This is a genomic window from Cohnella kolymensis (genome assembly GCF_000829465.1).
GTDB lineage: Bacteria > Bacillota > Bacilli > Paenibacillales > Paenibacillaceae > Cohnella > Cohnella kolymensis.
In genome coordinates this window covers 13,682-29,241 of sequence record NZ_JXAL01000006.1, presented here as the reverse complement: position 1 = coordinate 29,241, position 15,560 = coordinate 13,682, and the positions used below count along the sequence as shown (strand labels likewise).

Sequence of the window (15,560 nt, the reverse complement as noted above, 5' to 3'; positions counted from 1 at the left end):
CGTTCAAGGTTCATTAAAGTCGCCTCAGTCTGACATCAATTATCATTCATCCCACGGCGTTTCCCCGTCGTCCGCCTTGCGCGCATTCTGCTCCATACGCCGAAGAACGTCGCCCAGATCCTCGGGATGCAGCAGTTCAATCGGGGATACCCCTCTATCGAACTGAAAGGATTCTCCTTCAATCAACACCACATAACGGCCGTTCATGCGGGCGATATGAATGCTTTCGCCGTAATCGGCCATAAGCCCTTTCACAGCGACATCGCCCAGCTTGAACTTGAGCTCGAGCTCCGGCTGATGCTCGATAATTTGGGCAGCCGCTTCAAGCACATGCTCGTGCGCCCATTTTTCCTGCAGCTCCCTTTTTTCAGAAGCTGCCCAAACCTCCAATTGCTGCTCCTCCTGACGGCGCTCCTCCACCTGTGAATCCTGCCATTTGTCCTCCATGAACTGATGGACCAAACCCATGACCTGCTCGTTTACGATTTCCGGCTTTGATTTTTCATAGGTGACATATTTGAGAAACTCCTCGAAATACCGCGCATGCGAAGCTTGATGGATTTTCAGCTCCCACTCCTCCAGCATCCCTTCCTCAGGCATGTGGGGATATTGAATAGACTTGATGTTACGCGCGCTAATCGCCATCTCTACGTGTGAAATCAAGCTTTTCTCATCCGATATGCGGGCGATATTGGACTCGAAGTCACATTTCAGCAGAAACAGGAACGGCTCGTCGAACAATTCGTTCAGCTTTCCAAGCGCCAATATAAAAGCCCCGCCTCTGACCGCATTCGTATCCATATAGATTCGGAGCAGATCGTCAGCGGAATGATGAAATTCGTTCTTATCTGCAGCCGTTCTCAATCGCTGGAACAGATTATAGTTCGGATTGCTGGTCAGCTCGTGGCCCGGCTCCACAATAAAACGGCCGATCTTCGTCGGGACCTGTTCGGCAGCCGGATTGACCTCCGCTTTGCGCTTGGCGATTCTCTTAAACTCACTGTCCAGGAATGTTCTAAGCTCGCTGTCCTGGTACTCCTCGTGCGTTAACGTTTGATAATGCTTGTATTTTTTAGGGCCATCCGGGTCTGTGCCCTCGCTGCGAATAACAAAAAAAAGACAAATATTGAATGGAAAATTTCATAATGGCTCCCTGTTGGACAAGATGTAGTTGTGACGCGCGGCCGCTTCTTTCTATCGAAGTTTACCGCTGACAATCTGCTATGTAAAGCATATAATTCGGTTAATATACTCCCGGCAACAAACGAAAAAAGGCTCCCGTTCCGTCGCCGGAATGGGAGCCTTTCGGCTTGAAGCGAATCAGTGCTTCGTCGTCTGCACCATGCGCACAAGCATATGAGCCAATTTATGACGCTCTTCTTCAGTGCCTATTTTCCACAGCTCTTGGAGCAGCATCTCCTCGCTGTTGCGAGGCTCCTCATGGCTGGCCAGGTAATCGCCGACCTTCTGTCCAATGACAGCCATTTGCTCCTCGCCGAGACCGATGCTCTCCGCAAGTTTCATTCTCTTTCCGAGATAGCCTTTGAACTCCTCAAAGTCGCTTAAAATCCGATCTTTCTGCCCGGGGTCCATATTCGAGATTGCTTGTTCCACTTTGCCCGGTTCGACCTCGCCGTCTTTTCCGACAACATGGTTGTACTCCGCCATCCGAATTCCTCCTTGCATGGATTTGATTTCGCTCTAATTTTTAACCGTATCGCGGGGTTTTGAACCCTTGCGGGTTTTGCTTTCCGCTAAGTGGAAATGATAAACTCGATTCCGTAAAGCATAAGAGTGACGAGGAGGAGCCTATGAACAACTTCACTTTCTATAACCCTACACGGCTCGTGTTCGGCAAAGGAGTATTGGATCAGCTCCGCAGTCTGATTCCCGCATATGGGGGCAACAATATTCTGCTCGTATACGGCGGAGGCAGCATCAAGAAAAGCGGTCTGTACGATCAGGTGTTGGGCCATGTAGGCCCGAACGTACATGAACTGAGCGGCGTGGAGCCCAACCCGCGCTTGACGACGGTACAGCGGGGCATCGATATTTGCAAAAAGGAAGACATCGATTTTATTCTCGCCGTCGGGGGAGGCAGCGTCATCGACTGCGTCAAGGCCATCTCCATCGGCGCCAAATATGAGGGCGATGTGTGGGATATCATTACCCGCAAAGCGAAGCCGACATCTGCGGTACCCTTCGGAACCGTGCTGACTTTGGCCGCTACCGGTTCGGAAATGAACGCGGGCTCTGTCATCACCAATTGGGAAACGCAGGAGAAATACGGCTGGAGCAGTCCTCTTACCTTCCCGCGCTTCTCGATCCTTGATCCCCAGTTCACGTTCAGTGTTCCAAGAAACCAGACGATCTACGGCATGGTCGATATCATGTCGCATGTGTTCGAGCAATACTTCCACCACGGTGAGAATACGCAAGTACAGGATGAATTCTGCGAGGGTATCCTGCGGACGGTTATCCGGACAGCACCGAAGCTGCTCGAAAATCTGGAGAGCTACGAGCATCGCGCAACGGTATTGTACAGCGGCACCATGGCGTTGAACGGCATCCTGGCGATGGGAGTTCAGGGTGATTGGGCCACCCATAATATCGAGCACGCAGTGAGCGCTGTGTATGATATCCCGCACGGCGGCGGCCTGGCGATCCTGTTCCCCAACTGGATGGAATATGTACTGGATGAAGGGGTGCCCCGGTTCAAGAGACTTGCCGTGAACGTATTCGGTATCGATCCTGCCGGGAAATCCGATCGTGAGACGGCAATGGAAGGCATCCGGGCCGTGCGATCGTTCTGGAGTTCCATCGGCGCGCCAAGCCGATTGGCCGATTACGGTATCGGCGGCGACAAACTGGAAGTGATGGCGGACAAGGCGATGGTGTACGGTCCGTTCGGTCATTTCAAAAAGCTCGACCGTGACGACGTGCTTGCGATATATCGCAAGTCGCTCTAAAGACAAGCACAAAAAAAGCTGCAACCGATGCCTTACGGCGGTTGCAGCTTTTTTGTCAATTGCCGTTGCTTACAGGGACCTGTGTCTTGAGGAATTCATTAATTTCAATCGTCCGTTTGCCGTCCGATTTCTCCACCAGATTCATGAAGGCTTGAAGCTTTACGATAAGCTTGTTGCTGCTTCCGGCGTTAGCGGCAAGCAGTGTGTTATAAGCCGTGCGGGCATTCGGATTGATCTCCTTGGTGACAGGGTCGAATAAAGGGGTGTTATTCAAGCCGTAGAACATTTTAAGCTTATTGCCCTCGTAAAGTCCCGAAATTTCCCGTTTACGGTTCGATCCTTTGTAATTGTCCAAGAAATCCAGCTGCTTCGCCGTCCGTTCCGCCAATTCCGTCCACCCGATGATCAGCGCCCCATCTCTCGCGGATGGCCGGTCCCTCTCGATCATCATCACACCGACATAGTCACTGATATCTTTGGCCACAAAGGGCTGGTATTTCCGATAAATTCCATAATTCAATTCGAGGTAATACATGCCTTCGGATGTAACAACCTTCAAGCCCGCATCTCTTGCCTTCATCAGTAAGTTACGAACTTTATTGTCCTTGATCACGCTGAGGAGAGCCGTAAAAGTAGTGCCCTTCTTGCCGGCAGCCGGAACAATCACTTTCTGAACAGCCGGTTTGATCATTTCACTCTGAAGCTGAAAGAAAGCCCGGGTTTGAGCGGTTTCCAGATGGAGCACCATCAAAGTTGCTTGTCCGGCCGTCACTTCGTGAATGTGGTTGTTGAGATACTGAATCGTGTAGGCGAGCTTGGCAGGATTCTTCAGCGACTGTTCAAACTTGTTGTACACCATTGCTGCCTGAGCGGATTTCGACTGTGCGGCCGGCGCTGACGGCTTGGCTGCATAAGCAGCGGTCGCAGCTCCCGCTTGCAATGCAACGGCCAGTGCGACAATGGATGCTTTGCGGTACATACCCATATCATTTTTCCTCCTGTTATCCCTCGGATCGTTCCGACAGACTCAGTGGAAGATTTACCCGTTTCCGAACCCTGCGAAGCAAAAATCGACAGACTTTTAACGGCCTTGATTGGTCATTCTGATGACCTCCAGCAGGTTGATTTTGCTATGGGTCTGCTCCTGATAAAGCCATGGTTCTTGCACGTGGTCTACGAACAGGATTCCATGCAGATGATCCGCCTCATGCTGTATGCAGCGGGCGAGCAGCCCTGTTGCTTCCAGCACGACAGGTTCTCCTTGCCGATTCAGGTATTGAACCTTGACCTGGCTCGCCCTCTTGACGTAGCCGTAATATCCCGGAAAAGACAAACAGGCTTCGACGCCCTCCAGTTCCCCGCTTGATTCCACAATCTGCGGATTAATCAGCTCGATCAAGCCGTCTCCGACATCCATGACAATCACTTGCCGTATGATCCCGACCTGCGGGGCGGCGAGCCCCGCCCGCCCCGGCACGGCGTACAGTGTCTCGGCCATATCGTCAAGCAGCTTCAGTACTTTGGGTGTAATCGCATCGACGGGCTTCGCCTTCTTGCGCAGCACGGATTCTCCAAACGGTAAAATTTTTAGTACGGCCACGGTGACATAGCCCCTTTCCTTCATCTAACTCAAATATAACATGAAGAATTTTTCATGTGCATCCTGCAGCGTTTAACTTTGAAGCCAAGTTGGGTATTTACAGGAGAGCAATAAAACACATCCAGAATGAAAGAAGGGGATCTTCACATGGACAACCAAGCGAAGAAACGCAAACCGCTGACCCTGCTGCTCACCGCTGTGATGGGTATCACGCTGGTGTTCGGAGCCACGGCTTGCGGTGACAACAACGACAATAACGGTGTCGACGGCGGGAGCGTGGATGCAGGCGGCAGCACTCCATCTGCTACGACTCCGGCTGATCCGTCCGTGAGTCCGTCGGCCAGCCCATCTGCAAGTGCTTCCGCTTCGCAATAAGCGATAACGGAAAATAAACCGCGAGCTCAAGTGCTTAGGCACCCGGGCTCGCGGTTTTTGCTAATACCTCCTAATTAATGATTATCAGGTAAGATCACCTTAGGACCGCTCCATTCCTCAGGCATCAGCCGCCGGTAGCGGGGCTGAAGATACCGGTCATCGACGAGCACGAGAATTCCCCGGTCCTGTTCCGAGCGGATCAGCCTTCCTCCCGCCTGCATCACTTTGTTGATACCGGGGTACACGTAGGCATAATCGAATCCGTTCTTGCCTTCCCCGTCGAAATAATTTTTAATCAGGTCCCGTTCCATGCCGATCTGCGGCATTCCCACGCCAACGACCACAACACCGTTCAATCGGTTGCCGATCAGATCGATACCCTCGGAAAAAATGCCGCCCATAACGGCAAACGAGGCGAAAGCCTGCTCATTATCGGCATCGAACGCAAGAAGGAAGCTCTCGCGCTCGTCCTCTTTCATTTCAGAGGTCTGAAGCTGGGTTCTGACAGTGCCCTTCTCAGCGGCGAACGCTTCGTATACATTGTTCATAAATTCGTAGGACGGAAAAAAGAAAAGATAGTTTCCCGGGCGCTCATCAAGCAGCCGATGCAGCAGCCGCACCAAAGGCGCTATGCTGCGCTCACGATCGCGATAACGGGTCGATATCGGCATGACGGACACTTCCCACTGGTCAGCGGAAAACGGAGAGGCGATGGAGACGCTGTAATCGTCCGGATCCGCCCCGAGCATGTCCATATAATAACGAAGTGGAGAAAGTGTGGCGGAAAAATAAATATGGGAGCGGTAACCCTTTCCTGTCTGGCGCAGCAGATGAGCCGGGTTGCGGCAGAACAGCTTCAGCCGCACGTCGCTTCGCGACACTTCGACGAAGGTGACATACCGTTCATCGTAGAGCTTTGCAATTCTTAGAAAGGTTTGAACGGCAAAGTAAACGTCAAGAAGCCGCTCAATCGCCTGGCCCGCCCCGTTGATTGCCAGCTCCCTCTCCGCTTGCCCGCTGAATGCCTCCGCCAACTCCCTCAATTCTGCCGGCTGATCCTCCAGAACGAGCGATTGATGCTCGCTCTGTTTGCGCAGCTTGATGAAGAAGTCGTTGATCGCCTTCACCGCCGCGTAAATTTCCGAACGCCTCCCCTTAAACTCGCGCTGCAGCTCCAGAAACTCCCTCTTGTCCAATGTGGCGGAAAACATCTCTCTAGCCCGGTCAATCAGATTGTGCGCCTCATCCACGAGCAGAACGGTGCTGCCTTTATGCTCGGCGGACAACCGTTTGAAGGATACGCGAGGGTCGAATATGTAATTGTAATCGCAAATTACGGCATCTGCGGCATATGCGGCATCAAGCGAGAATTCGAACGGGCACACCTTGTGCTTCCGCGCATATTGTTCGATCACCTGACGGCTGATGCGGGTTTCGTTGGATAACAAGTCAAGCATAGCGCCGTTAATGCGGTCATAGTAACCGTCCGCGAATTCACATTGCCCGCTTCCGCAGAGGCCGGTATCTGCATGAAAACAAATCTTGTCCTTCGCGGTGACCGTAACGACATGCATGTGAAGCCCCTTGCCCGCCATTTGAGCGAAAGCTTCTTCTGCCGCAGTCCTCGTTATGGTTTTGGCTGTGAGGTAGAAAAGACTGTCCGCCGTTCCCTGCCCGATCGCTTTCACGGAAGGAAACAGGGTAGAGATCGTTTTGCCGATGCCGGTTGGGGCTCTGGCGAACAATTTCCGGCCCTCTTCGATTGTTTTGTATACCGAGCCTGCAAGCTTTCTCTGCCCCTCCCGATACGTCTCGAAAGGGAATTCCAGCCTCGCGATGCTCTCGTTTCTCTTCCTTCTGTGTCGATAAATCATCCGGGCATAAGGAGCGTAGCGCTCAATCACATCGCCCATAAAATGCTCCAGTTCCTCGAGAGAAGCCTTTTGCTCAAACCTCTTCTGTTTTTCCGTGTCGATCTGAACGTATGTCAATCGGATTCGCATGCCCGATATATCATTCTTCTTGGCGTACATATAGGCGTAACACTTGGCCTGCGCCCAATGAACGGGATAAAGGTCTTCCGTTATATGCTCAAGGTCCAGTACCGTGGATTTGATCTCATCAATCAACAGGCCGTCTTCAGTCTGCAGCAGGCCGTCGCAGCGCCCGTCAATGACAAATAAGAGATCGCCGTGAACGATCTCCGAGCTTAAATAGACTTCCTTCTGATCCTGCTCACCGTATTGCTTCTGGATTTTCTGGTGCGCCTTACTGCCTTCCGTGAGGCTGGCAGCTGTACGGAATCCGGTATCCAGACTGCCGCTCCGGAACACATGCTCGACCAGGCTTCTTACGGATAAAGCAACCGTTTCAGACATAATCCGCTCCCATTTATTTCCGGGTAAAACCTTCTTCCTTCAAGTAATCGAAAGCTTCTTGATACGTTTCGAACGCCGCATCCAGGTTAAGGCCTGCGAAAATGTACCACATGTCGTCCTCGTATTTCACGCTAAGCGATGAACCGTTGGGGCCGGTCCAATTCTCTTCTTCCCCATCCTGCAGCTCGGGAGACGCTTCCCCGGTCAATGAACGGATCGACTCTGCCACAAGGGTGCGGAGCTGCTCAGCATTGTAATCGCGAACGTTGACGAATCCCTTGTCATCCGTCTCATAACCTTCAAACCGGCCTGCAAATATAAACCCATTTCCATTGGGATGGAAGTGAAAGCCGACCATTTTCTTGTCAAATGCACTTTGCTCATAGTGGTAATTGACGCGTCCGAGCGACACATCTTTCCGCTGCAGCTCCGGGAACGAGTCCATTACGGCAATCTTTTCTTCAAAACTTAGCATTCGCCGCGCCTCCGTATTCTTGTTCGTGATAAATATAATTGTAACATACATACCAAATTTTGCTTGTAAAATGAACTGAGTGTCATTATTATAAATGACATGAGATTCATTTATTTTATGAAGGAGCATTTTCATGTCCCCTAAAGTATCGGATGAGCACAGAGAGCAGCGAATAAGGCAAATTCTCGAAGCGGCGGAACGCGTTTTCGCCCGTAAAGGTTATGAACCGGTCACGATGAAGGATATCGTAGAGGAAGCGCAAATGAGCCGGGGCTGGATTTATCTTTATTTCCAGAGCAAAGAGGAAATATTCGAAGCCTTCATGGAGAAGAAAGATGAAGAAAGCGGCCGAGAAATGCAGACAAAGTTGTCCGGAACTTCCTCAGTGTGGGATGCAATCCGGTTAATGTTCAGCCAAGTCAAAACCGATTTGGCTTCGTCGGACAACAACACGGATCTCGCTTTTTATGAATTTTACATCTCAGGTTACCGCAATGAAGCAAGAAGGGCCTTGTTCACCCGCAGGTATGACCAGGCGATTGCCCGCATAGTGCCTCTCATACAGCTCGGGATTGACCGCGGTGAGTTGAGCCCCATCCTCCCTGTTGAATTAGCTGTGAAGATCGCTTCCTCGCATCTGGACGGTATTCTTATACATCAGCTGGCAGTTGGGCCGGAGAAGACGGAATCGGTTAAGCAAATCGATGCCCTAATTGAGTACTTGAGACATTTGCTGGGGGTGAAAGTGCAATGATGCAGCTTTTCAGAAACATGACCTTCACCAAGCTGTTCATCGCCAATTTCACTTCACAGCTGGGCAGTATTGTCGGGAGTATGGCCTTTGCCTTTTACATGTTGGACCGATTCAGTTCCCAGCCCTATTACACAACACTGGCTGAGCTCATGTATGCTTTGCCGGTCTTGCTTGTTTTTCCGTTCGTCGGTGTGCTCGCCGACCGTCTGGACCGCAAGCGTATTGCGGCAACTGCGATTGGATCCGTGCCGGTTTAACTGCAATGCTTCTGCTCGCCATACATCAGGACTGGATAGTTGCGGCGTTTGCTATACTCTTCCTTCGCAGCGCAGCAGCGAAGTTTTTCGGGCCTGCCGAAATGGGCTTGATGCAGGGCACATTGAGCAGCGAGCAATATGTGCGGGCCGCCGGTATGAACCAGATGGTCATGGGGATGTTCATGCTTTTCGGGATGGGGCTTGGCGCCGCATCTTACCGTTATTTCGGAATTGAAGGAGCCATCATCATTGACGGCGTCAGCTTTGTGATCTCCGGTATTTTGGTGTTGTCGTGCCGGTTTGCCCTAGAGATCCGGCTCCCGAATGGCAAAGCCCGTTTGAAAGACATCGGCGTCCGCTCAATATTCTCTGATTTTCGTGAAGGGTTTCGTTACATCCGCAATCACAGATTACTGCTCGCCATTCTTTCGGGATATTTCATGTTCGGAATTATTGACGGGGTGTTCGCGATTCTCCCGGTTTTTACAATGAAATACAAACTCAGTCCGCAGGAATACGAGACTTACTCTCCCCTGGTCATGGTGTTCCTCGGTATCGGGTTTATGATCGGCAGCGCGCTGTCCTCCGCAATGATCAAAAGATTCTCGGCGACTGCCGTATTGATTGCGGGTATGTTCTCATCCGGAATACTAATCGTTCTATTCTCGGGCATCACGAGTGTTTGGCTTTATTTAATCCTTATACTCATTGTCGGCATCCTGGTCTCGCCCATTAATGTCGTGTTAGGGGGCTGGATCCCCGAGCTCGTGGAGCCAAGTAAGATGGGGCGAGTCGTCGCTTGGTTCGAACCTGTCATCATGCTCGCTCAATCTCTGACTCTTGGCTTGATTGCAATCGCGTTTCCATCCTTTGTTTCCATTGGTGCGCTTTATATTGTGGCAGGATTATGCCTGTTGACTGCCAGTGTGTATTACCGGCTCGTACTGCCCAGGCTTTTCCGCGATCATCATCCGTCTGCCGCTCCCTCTTCAAGGTCTACGGTTGAATTCGGGGCGTAGAGGGTAATAAATACTGCGTTCGAAATTGTACAAAGGAGTGATTCCAATGGACAACAACGTATTTAAAGGCAAGTGGAAGCAGCTGAAGGGGGAAACCCAGAAGCAATGGGGGAAACTTACGAACGACGACTTGGACGTTATTGACGGCGAGCGGGAAAAGCTTGTCGGCAAGCTTCAAGAGCGTTATGGTTTCGCAAAAGACAGGGCAGAGAAAGAATATGATGACTGGTCTGCCACCCACCGCAACTAAACCTACAACCGTGCACATAAGAAGCCAGGAAGCTCCAAGGAGATGGAGCTCCTGGCTTTCGTCATGTCCGGGCCGTCCGTGTCCGTCTACTCTTTATCAATCGGATTTTCGATGTCATGCCTGTAAAGATCGATATAGAGTTTGCCATCGGATCCTTGTACGGCGTAAAAGACATCTTCAGTCCTCTTATTCATTTTCTTTATTTGATGCTGTACATTTCTTTTTGAAATATGATTTTCATGAAGATTTTTTTCGACGAACTTACCGTCTATGATCAGCTCAATGGGAAAGTTCGAATCGGAAGAATGAAGCTTCAAATCTTTTTTTCGTCACGGTCTTATATTCATCCTTCTTCATGACAGCCAGCTCCCCGTTAACCTCCAACACAGCGTATTCAACTTCGCGGATATCGAATACTCCCTTTTGTCTTAAGGATTGATTCAAGGAATCTATCGTGTATTTAATCTTGCTCATATTTTTCTCGAGAATTTTCCCCCGTTCAATCACAATCGTCGGCGTACCCGATAACCAGACTCTTGATTTTCTGAATTTCATTGTTATTACGGTTACCAAGAAGGATACGGCCATAAAGGCAACAAGAGATAATACCAGATCTATCGCTTTAATCTTGACGTTAAACGCAAGATTAGCCGCAATGGCTCCGATTGTAATTCCGGTTACGAAATCGTGAAACGTCATATTTGAAACAACCTCTTTACCAAGAATTCTCGCAAAGACCATAAGGATGATGAAGGTCAAAACCGTTCGCCATAATATTTCAATATAAGTGTGCATTTTCAATCCCTCCACAAATCATTATGGGGGAAAGAACATACTCATATACCACCTGAACTGACAGCGAAGCCAATGCATTTGCAGCAGAATGGGATAGGTATATAATGAGTAAAGTCCGCAGATGTAAAAGTATCGGAGATAAATCGTATGATCAAAACACAAAAACGCATACTCGTGATTACTGCCGTTGCGGCTGAGAGAGATGCCATAATGCGCGGTGTACGCGGCGACGACCGGTTTGAGGTTATTGCGGCAGGAGTCGGCACGGCTGTGGCAGCAGCCCAAACCGCGAAAGTTTTAACCGCCGGCAATTACGGGTTAGTCATCAGCGCGGGGATTGGCGGCGGCTTCGCCGGGCGGGCTGCAATCGGGACCGTTGTTGTAGCGGACGAAATTGTCGCCGCCGACTTGGGAGCCGAGACCCCAGAGGGCTTTATCAGTTTGGACGAGTTGGGTTTCGGATCCGCGCGTATCAAGATCGATAGAGAATTGGCGGCCAAAGTGACGGACAAGCTGTCTGCGGCCGGGATAACATCCCGCTTCGGCACCGTCCTCACCGTGTCGACCGCAACCGGGACCAGCGAGACTGCCGAGCGATTAGCCGCACGAGTGCCCGAAGCTGCGGCCGAGGCCATGGAAGGCTATGGTGTTGCAGTTGCAGCCCGACTGTACGGCGTACCTGTCCTTGAAATCCGTGCCATATCCAACCCGGTCGGTCCGAGAGACCGCGCCGCATGGCGAATCGGAGAAGCGCTGGAGTCGCTTCAAGCAGCAAGTTCTATTTTACCGGAGGTGCTTTAGTTGAATATTGCCTTTTCCCCTTGTCCTAACGATACATTTGTGTTCCACGCATGGGTACACGGACTTGTGCCCGGAGCGCCGAAGCTGAACGTTACTTATGCAGATATCGATATAACCAATAAATTAGCGACTACCGCCAGTGGCGGGGACATTCTTAAAATATCCTACGCGGCATTGCCATGGGTGCTGTCCGAATATGCGCTGCTTCCTTGCGGAGGGGCACTGGGCAGAGGATGCGGACCGCTGGTATTGACGGCCGGCAACACGGGAAATGCACAAGATCCTGCGGTACTCACGGGCAAGCGGGTGGCTGTACCGAGTGAACGCTCGACTGCGTATTTGCTGTTCCGGTTGTGGGCAGCTCAGCAGGTGCCTGGTGGAGTAGGGGAAATTGTGGTGATGCCTTTTCATGAAATCATGCCGGCGGTGCGCGATGGCAGCATCGACGCAGGCCTGGTCATCCATGAAGCGCGCTTTACGTATCCCTCGTATGGGCTCAGCATGCTGACCGACCTCGGAAGCTGGTGGGAGTCGGATACCGGCCTGCCGATTCCACTCGGAGCGATCATCGCCCGGCGGTCACTGGATTTGGACGCAATCAGCCGGTGGGCGCGGGCATCCGTCGAATATGCGTGGCTCATCCGGACGTGTCCAGCGAGTATGTCATGCAGCACGCGCAGGAAATGTCACCGGAAGTGGCGCAAGCGCATATCGCGCTATATGTGAATGACTTTACTGCAAATTTGGGCGACGCCGGCTACGCCGCTGTCAACGCTTTGCTCAGCCGGGCTTCAGAGGCAGGGTTGGTACCGGCTTTCGATCCGGCAATGCTGCGGTAAGTGTCTGTACACTTCCAGCCTAGCAGATACATGTCTTTTTCTTTGTTCCAAGCTTCGCGGCGGCTGCGACTTTTCGGATATAATCCGCCGCAAGCGGTACTTTGCACGCGGTTCGGCCGACGTCGACATGAACTTTTCCGATGGCAGCGGCTGTTTCCATGGCTACTTCGTGAAGAGATTCAACTGAGGAGCCTGTGACAATGACAAAACTGTTCATCACATATCTGACGCGGTTTCTTTCTTCATGTATTGTCGCTTCAATGCGCTTGAGGAGACCGCGTATTTCGTTGATGTCCAATTGTTCATTCGATGTTATGGATATGTAGTTTGCATAAGTGCTCCAGCCGCATGCCGCAATCCATTCCTGATCGGATTCGATCCATTCCCGGGCCAATTCTAACGCGAATCGGCTCTCGGCAGCGGCGCCTGCAACGGTATACTCAGACAGCATGTACCAGTTTGCTTGCTGCGCCCAAGTGAGCAGGGTTTCTTTTGACATTGTCTGGGGGTTTACCGTAAGTCCAGCCAAGTACATCGCATCGCTGTTACCGGTTTCGTACAGCGCCAAAGCCAAGTTTTGATCCTTTTTCACAGGTTTGACCAGCTTCTTCAAATAGCCGACTTTAACGCCGAACAAAGGCTCTTGCGCGCCATGGCGGATAAACGTTTGCTTCGTCTGTTCCGTGCCCATTTCCTGCAGACTTTTCATTACTTCCCCCAGTGTCATAGCCGCACCATCCCACAATAGAAATCTTGCACAATCTATCATATACGATGAGCATGGCCTGTAAAAGCGTATTTCCGTATTGCTCTACTGCTGCGGCGGTTTCGCCAGACGTTCCTGCGCCATGCGAATCATCTCGCGGACCATCGTTCCGCCGATTTTGCCGCCTACTTTACCGGCGTCTTCGGTTTCGAGCCGTCCGTTGTAAACGGGATTTAGCGGCACTCCCATGTCTTTGGCGACTTCGTATTTGACGTCCGATGGCCGATTTGGGTCAACCGCGTAACCTTCCCGCCGCATGACCTCTCCTTTAAAAACATTAAGCGCGTCTCCTGCGCCGGGTACCAAATGCTTTCTGCGTCCCCTTCTCGACATACCTAGCACCGTCTTTCTGTACGATTTGATGTGTCCCCATAACATGCCTCATTGGATTCACTTTATGTGCTTCGCAAACAGGAACAGCAATCACCGATGTTGAGGTAACAGCCTCTTGCGCATGAACACCCAGCTGAGGATCGGAGCACTCCCCACAAACAGAAGCATGCAGTTGATCACTAGCGGCTCCCGGCTCACGTATACGGTCGTGATGAAAATGATCATACCGGTGATTCTCCCGACATTGAGCGCCAGCTCTCTCATCACCACATACTCAACCCGCTCCTTGACGCTGTCTTCAGCCGTTCCGATCATATCGAATACCGCAGATGTCATGGGAATGGTGTAAAGCGGAATAAACAAAGCGGCCCCGATGCCGAAGATCAATAAATTCGTATAGTTCACGCCAAAAAACAGCGGGATGATCACAAGCGTCATCACAATGGTCCCGACCAACATAGCCGGAGGGCGCCAGGCAGGCTTCAACCATCTTCCGGTCGCATAAAAGCTGACGAATCCTACCGCTGAGGTAATAAGCGCAAAATTACCCAGCTGCATCTCACTGCCGGTGTGGATGAATACCAGCAGCCCGATCATCACCCCGAACACACTTTCACGCAGTCCTTGTGCGGCAAGCGCTCCAAAGATCGGCCGCCACGGGGTTCCCCGCTTCTTCATAATCCGGAAAGGCAGCAGCCAATGGTAATTGCCTTCCATCCTCCGGTTCCGCAAAAAGAAGCTGACCGCCACACACGCCACAAAGATGCCCAGCGAGATCATGAACACAATTCGGTACCCTTTCTCATCCGCTAACCTGGAAATCAAATACCCCGAGCACCACGGTGCGATCATGCCCACGACAGAGCCCATGACCCCCGTCCATCCGTTGAATCGGTCTCGATTGCCTGCATTGGTCACTTCGAAATAGATCACGTTGAAGGACAGCCAGAAGAAACCGATCGATAATCCTTGAATGATGCCAAGCAGCCAAATATAATGAAAAGCGTTTTTGCCGAGCAGAAGCACAGTGGCGTAGAACACCGCAGACACAGCGGTACCGATCCGCAGACATATCATTTTGTTACCTTCTTTCACCCAGTTGCCTGCGATCCAGAAAGTCACGGCCATGAACACATTGGTGAGCAGCGTGAACCATCCGAGTACGGTAAAGTTATTGCTTTCTTTCCATATGTAAACGCCGAGAAATGTGCCGGACAGAGCATTTGCCGTTATATAAAGGCCATTGACGATAAGCAGCAGCCAAGTCTGTTTATCCAGGCTGCCTCTATGATGAGCAGGTTTATGGCTTTCGTGCATGAGCATCTCCTCTTAGAGCAGTGAAATCCAAATACCGTTTTAACCTGCCCAAAAGTAATAACAAAAACGCCCAATTTTTCTGGAAAATCTGTATACTTATTCTCATAGAAGTGATCTGGGGAGGCGGACGCAATGTTAAAATTATTCGAGTACAATTGGCAGGTTCGCAACGAATGGTTGGACTGGTGCGAATCGGTTACCGAAGAAGAACTGCTGAAGAAACGGACCGGTGGACCTGGAGGCATTCTCTACACTCTTTTTCACATTGTGGATGTCGAGTACAGTTGGATCTCCTGGTTGCAAGGGAAAGTTCCGCCGCACGAACCTCCGTTCGAGGAGTATGCAACCGTGCAAAAACTGAGAGCGTTCTCGGAACGCTGCCATTCGGAAATTGCGCCTTTCGTGTACGGCTGGAACAGCGATATGGAGCGAAAGATTTTAGAGGACGAAAATTCCGATGGTGAGGCTGAAAACTTCAAGTATGGAGAGGTTATGCGGCATGTGATCGCCCATGAAATTCACCATATCGGCCAGCTGTCGGTGTGGTCACGCGAACTCGGCAAGCAGCCCGTTACAGCAAACTTGATTCGCAGAGGCTTGTTTGATGAATAGAAATTGCAGCTTACGTACGC

19 protein-coding genes and 1 pseudogene are annotated in these 15,560 nt (G+C 51.2%); 9 read left to right on the top strand and 11 right to left on the bottom strand.

All coding sequences use genetic code 11. The features are described from left to right. Positions 1-42: 42 nt before the first annotated feature. Positions 43-1,107 carry a DUF3900 domain-containing protein gene (locus SD71_RS06155; protein ID WP_407637525.1) on the bottom strand — a complete coding sequence of 355 codons (1,065 nt, stop codon included), beginning with the start codon at positions 1,105-1,107 and terminating at the stop codon, positions 43-45. 213 nt (positions 1,108-1,320) lie between these two features. Then, complete coding sequence (locus SD71_RS06150; RefSeq protein WP_041061053.1) at positions 1,321-1,668, bottom strand: DUF3243 domain-containing protein; 348 nt, start codon at positions 1,666-1,668, stop codon at positions 1,321-1,323. Positions 1,669-1,811: 143 nt separating this feature from the next. Between SD71_RS06150 and SD71_RS06145 the strand changes: the two genes are divergently transcribed. Beyond that, complete coding sequence (locus tag SD71_RS06145; protein WP_041061051.1) at positions 1,812-2,969, top strand: iron-containing alcohol dehydrogenase; 1,158 nt, start codon at positions 1,812-1,814, stop codon at positions 2,967-2,969. Between the two features lie 55 nt (positions 2,970-3,024). Here SD71_RS06145 and SD71_RS06140 read toward each other — a convergent pair whose 3' ends face one another. Next, a complete protein-coding gene (locus SD71_RS06140; protein ID WP_052476022.1) occupies positions 3,025-3,954 on the bottom strand; it encodes a hypothetical protein in 930 nt (309 codons plus the stop codon). 96 nt (positions 3,955-4,050) lie between these two features. Beyond that, entirely contained in the window at positions 4,051-4,569 is a 519-nt protein-coding gene (gene def / locus SD71_RS06135; RefSeq protein WP_041061048.1) for a peptide deformylase, read from the bottom strand. 147 nt (positions 4,570-4,716) lie between these two features. Between def and SD71_RS06130 the strand changes: the two genes are divergently transcribed. After that, entirely contained in the window at positions 4,717-4,944 is a 228-nt protein-coding gene (locus SD71_RS06130; protein ID WP_152619356.1) for a hypothetical protein, read from the top strand. Between the two features lie 74 nt (positions 4,945-5,018). On the opposite strand, the gene SD71_RS06125 is transcribed toward SD71_RS06130, so the two are convergent. Together SD71_RS06125 and SD71_RS06120 are read right to left on the bottom strand one after the other, a co-directional pair. Beyond that, positions 5,019-7,322 carry an ATP-dependent DNA helicase gene (locus SD71_RS06125; protein WP_041061041.1) on the bottom strand — a complete coding sequence of 768 codons (2,304 nt, stop codon included), beginning with the start codon at positions 7,320-7,322 and terminating at the stop codon, positions 5,019-5,021. Positions 7,323-7,335: 13 nt separating this feature from the next. Then, entirely contained in the window at positions 7,336-7,797 is a 462-nt protein-coding gene (locus SD71_RS06120) for a hypothetical protein (RefSeq protein WP_041061408.1), read from the bottom strand. Between the two features lie 133 nt (positions 7,798-7,930). Between SD71_RS06120 and SD71_RS06115 the strand changes: the two genes are divergently transcribed. The 4 genes from SD71_RS06115 to SD71_RS06105 are packed head-to-tail and all read left to right on the top strand — an operon-like array spanning position 7,931 to position 10,077. Beyond that, complete coding sequence (locus SD71_RS06115) at positions 7,931-8,551, top strand: TetR family transcriptional regulator (protein ID WP_041061038.1); 621 nt, start codon at positions 7,931-7,933, stop codon at positions 8,549-8,551. Then, entirely contained in the window at positions 8,548-8,808 is a 261-nt protein-coding gene (locus tag SD71_RS22045; RefSeq protein ID WP_052476021.1) for an MFS transporter, read from the top strand. The genes SD71_RS06115 and SD71_RS22045 overlap by 4 nt, the downstream gene beginning before the upstream one ends. Before the next feature lie 5 nt (positions 8,809-8,813). Further along, complete coding sequence (locus SD71_RS06110) at positions 8,814-9,827, top strand: MFS transporter (RefSeq protein ID WP_052476020.1); 1,014 nt, start codon at positions 8,814-8,816, stop codon at positions 9,825-9,827. A gap of 46 nt (positions 9,828-9,873) precedes the next feature. Further along, positions 9,874-10,077: a CsbD family protein gene (locus SD71_RS06105; protein ID WP_041061035.1), complete on the top strand. Its 204-nt coding sequence runs from the start codon at positions 9,874-9,876 to the stop codon at positions 10,075-10,077. A gap of 86 nt (positions 10,078-10,163) precedes the next feature. Here SD71_RS06105 and SD71_RS25835 read toward each other — a convergent pair whose 3' ends face one another. Together SD71_RS25835 and SD71_RS06100 are read right to left on the bottom strand one after the other, a co-directional pair. Next, the gene (locus SD71_RS25835) at positions 10,164-10,394 is read right to left on the bottom strand and encodes a YetF domain-containing protein (protein ID WP_326998710.1); all 231 of its coding nucleotides are present in this window, start codon (positions 10,392-10,394) and stop codon (positions 10,164-10,166) included. Further along, on the bottom strand, positions 10,357-10,872 hold the full coding sequence (locus tag SD71_RS06100; protein ID WP_326998709.1) for a DUF421 domain-containing protein: 516 nt from the start codon (positions 10,870-10,872) through the stop codon (positions 10,357-10,359). The genes SD71_RS25835 and SD71_RS06100 overlap by 38 nt, the downstream gene beginning before the upstream one ends. 147 nt (positions 10,873-11,019) lie before the next feature. On the opposite strand from SD71_RS06100, the gene SD71_RS06095 reads away from it, so the two are divergent. Next, positions 11,020-11,673: a futalosine hydrolase gene (locus SD71_RS06095; protein ID WP_041061032.1), complete on the top strand. Its 654-nt coding sequence runs from the start codon at positions 11,020-11,022 to the stop codon at positions 11,671-11,673. Next, positions 11,674-12,512: pseudogene (locus SD71_RS06090) on the top strand (1,4-dihydroxy-6-naphthoate synthase). A 19-nt stretch (positions 12,513-12,531) separates the two neighbouring features. On the opposite strand, the gene SD71_RS06085 reads toward SD71_RS06090, so the two are convergent. The 3 genes from SD71_RS06085 to SD71_RS06075 all read right to left on the bottom strand — a co-directional run bounded on the left by SD71_RS06085 (position 12,532) and on the right by SD71_RS06075 (position 14,928). Further along, positions 12,532-13,239 carry a DNA alkylation repair protein gene (locus SD71_RS06085; protein WP_041061030.1) on the bottom strand — a complete coding sequence of 236 codons (708 nt, stop codon included), beginning with the start codon at positions 13,237-13,239 and terminating at the stop codon, positions 12,532-12,534. 84 nt (positions 13,240-13,323) lie between these two features. After that, on the bottom strand, positions 13,324-13,611 hold the full coding sequence (locus SD71_RS06080) for an alpha/beta-type small acid-soluble spore protein (protein WP_041061027.1): 288 nt from the start codon (positions 13,609-13,611) through the stop codon (positions 13,324-13,326). A gap of 90 nt (positions 13,612-13,701) precedes the next feature. Next, on the bottom strand, positions 13,702-14,928 hold the full coding sequence (locus SD71_RS06075; RefSeq protein WP_041061024.1) for an MFS transporter: 1,227 nt from the start codon (positions 14,926-14,928) through the stop codon (positions 13,702-13,704). Between the two features lie 132 nt (positions 14,929-15,060). Between SD71_RS06075 and SD71_RS06070 the strand changes: the two genes are divergently transcribed. Then, positions 15,061-15,540 (top strand): DinB family protein, encoded by a 480-nt coding sequence (locus SD71_RS06070; protein ID WP_041061021.1) that lies wholly within the window; start codon positions 15,061-15,063, stop codon positions 15,538-15,540. Positions 15,541-15,560: the final 20 nt, after the last annotated feature.

Excerpts from the sequence above, each read along its gene's own strand:
- SD71_RS06150 (WP_041061053.1), bottom strand. The coding sequence starts at position 1,668 with ATGGCGGAGTACAACCATGTTGTCGGAAAAGACGGCGAGGTCGAACCG.
- SD71_RS06145 (WP_041061051.1), top strand. The coding sequence starts at position 1,812 with ATGAACAACTTCACTTTCTATAACCCTACACGGCTCGTGTTCGGCAAA.
- SD71_RS06140 (WP_052476022.1), bottom strand. The coding sequence starts at position 3,954 with ATGGGTATGTACCGCAAAGCATCCATTGTCGCACTGGCCGTTGCATTG.
- SD71_RS06130 (WP_152619356.1), top strand. The coding sequence starts at position 4,717 with ATGGACAACCAAGCGAAGAAACGCAAACCGCTGACCCTGCTGCTCACC.
- SD71_RS06125 (WP_041061041.1), bottom strand. The coding sequence starts at position 7,322 with ATGTCTGAAACGGTTGCTTTATCCGTAAGAAGCCTGGTCGAGCATGTG.
- SD71_RS06120 (WP_041061408.1), bottom strand. The coding sequence starts at position 7,797 with ATGCTAAGTTTTGAAGAAAAGATTGCCGTAATGGACTCGTTCCCGGAG.
- SD71_RS06115 (WP_041061038.1), top strand. The coding sequence starts at position 7,931 with ATGTCCCCTAAAGTATCGGATGAGCACAGAGAGCAGCGAATAAGGCAA.
- SD71_RS22045 (WP_052476021.1), top strand. The coding sequence starts at position 8,548 with ATGATGCAGCTTTTCAGAAACATGACCTTCACCAAGCTGTTCATCGCC.
- SD71_RS06110 (WP_052476020.1), top strand. The coding sequence starts at position 8,814 with ATGCTTCTGCTCGCCATACATCAGGACTGGATAGTTGCGGCGTTTGCT.
- SD71_RS06105 (WP_041061035.1), top strand. The coding sequence starts at position 9,874 with ATGGACAACAACGTATTTAAAGGCAAGTGGAAGCAGCTGAAGGGGGAA.
- SD71_RS06100 (WP_326998709.1), bottom strand. The coding sequence starts at position 10,872 with ATGCACACTTATATTGAAATATTATGGCGAACGGTTTTGACCTTCATC.
- SD71_RS06095 (WP_041061032.1), top strand. The coding sequence starts at position 11,020 with ATGATCAAAACACAAAAACGCATACTCGTGATTACTGCCGTTGCGGCT.
- SD71_RS06085 (WP_041061030.1), bottom strand. The coding sequence starts at position 13,239 with ATGACACTGGGGGAAGTAATGAAAAGTCTGCAGGAAATGGGCACGGAA.
- SD71_RS06080 (WP_041061027.1), bottom strand. The coding sequence starts at position 13,611 with ATGTCGAGAAGGGGACGCAGAAAGCATTTGGTACCCGGCGCAGGAGAC.
- SD71_RS06075 (WP_041061024.1), bottom strand. The coding sequence starts at position 14,928 with ATGCACGAAAGCCATAAACCTGCTCATCATAGAGGCAGCCTGGATAAA.
- SD71_RS06070 (WP_041061021.1), top strand. The coding sequence starts at position 15,061 with ATGTTAAAATTATTCGAGTACAATTGGCAGGTTCGCAACGAATGGTTG.